At 62.3% G+C, this 1,282-nt stretch carries 1 protein-coding gene; it reads right to left on the minus strand.

The window, feature by feature from the left end; all coding sequences use genetic code 11:
- Positions 1–178: 178 nt before the first annotated feature.
- On the minus strand, positions 179–1,282 hold a 1,104-nt coding region (locus KHU32_RS22945; RefSeq protein WP_213672513.1), incomplete at its 5' end, for a tetratricopeptide repeat protein.

Below are 1,282 nucleotides of genomic sequence, written 5' to 3' on the forward strand. Positions count from 1 at the left end.
AGTGTTAGTGGCAGCGTTAGGAAGAGGCGGCGGTTCATCGAGATCCTCCCGATCTGGTGTTTCGCAGGCGTGATCGCCCTTGAAAACCTAGAGCCGGCTTGCGGTCGCCCGGCAGGGAGTTGACGTTAGTTACTGTGACATTCCGCGTGCGAGGGTGGGATGTCCGGGCGGGTGGACCCTACATCGAAAGTCGTCCGGGGGACGGCCCCGGTCCGAGCCTCCCCCCCATTTCACGGCCCGTGAGCCCCGCCTTGCGCAAGCCGTCCAGGACCGCGCTGATGATGTCGGCGTGGATGTGGCGCAGGGTCAGGTCGGAGACGATGCGATCGCCGAAATTCGGGTCCAGTGCCAGGAGCTGCTCCAGCGCCTCCCGGGCCTCCTGGTGCAGGTCGAGTTGCGCTGCCGCGGCGGCGATCAACACAAAGCCGTACAGCACGTGGGGCGCGTTGATCTTCCGCGCCTCCGCGAGGGCGTCCTCGTAGCGGCCATGAACATAGTGATACTGGGCCAGCCCCACGCGGTAGGTTCCGGGCTGCGCCAGGTTCCGCGCATAGGACCCCTCCAGCAAAGGCAGCGCATCCTGCCATCGCCCGAGGTTCGCATAGCGAAGTCCGAGATCGGCCATCAGGTCTGTGTCATTGGGGTTCAGGGTGAGCCCCGCCCCGAAAGCGGCCAGCGCGCCGGCCACGTCGCCGTTGAACCAATAGGCATGTCCCAATGCGTGATATCCGCGGCTGGAATTCGGCGCGAGCTGGATCGATCGATGCGCGAGCAGCAGGGCCCTTTGACGCGGATCGATCCTTGGATCGGGCAGGGCGTAGCTGAATCTGAAGGCGTCCGAGTAGATCTGGGACAGGCAGGCAAAGGCATCCGCATAGCCCGGATCCATCAGGACAGCCCGCTCCAGCCCTGTCCGGACGCTTTCGAAGACGTTGTAATCGAAGGTGCGATAGTACTGATAGAAACGGATGACGTAGTCGTAGGAGTCCAGGAACTCCGGTGGCCGGCCATCGGTCTCTCGTGCCTTGTTGCTGAAGATGATGCCGTAAGGCTGCGCCAGGGTCCGAGCGATGCTGTTTGCCACCTCGTCCCGGACGTTGAGGATTTCGGTGGGTATGAGTTTCCCCTGAAAATGCTCGGCCCAGAGGTAGCGCCGGGTTCGAGCTTCCAGGAGCATGACCTCGATGGCGAAACTCTCCTCGGAGACGGTCGTGCCGCCTGTCAGGACAAAATCGACGCCAAGTTTCGCAAGATATTCTCCTGAAATCATATTGTTCTCAGG

The organism is Roseococcus pinisoli (genome assembly GCF_018413645.1).
Taxonomy (GTDB): Bacteria; Pseudomonadota; Alphaproteobacteria; order Acetobacterales; family Acetobacteraceae; genus Roseococcus; species Roseococcus pinisoli.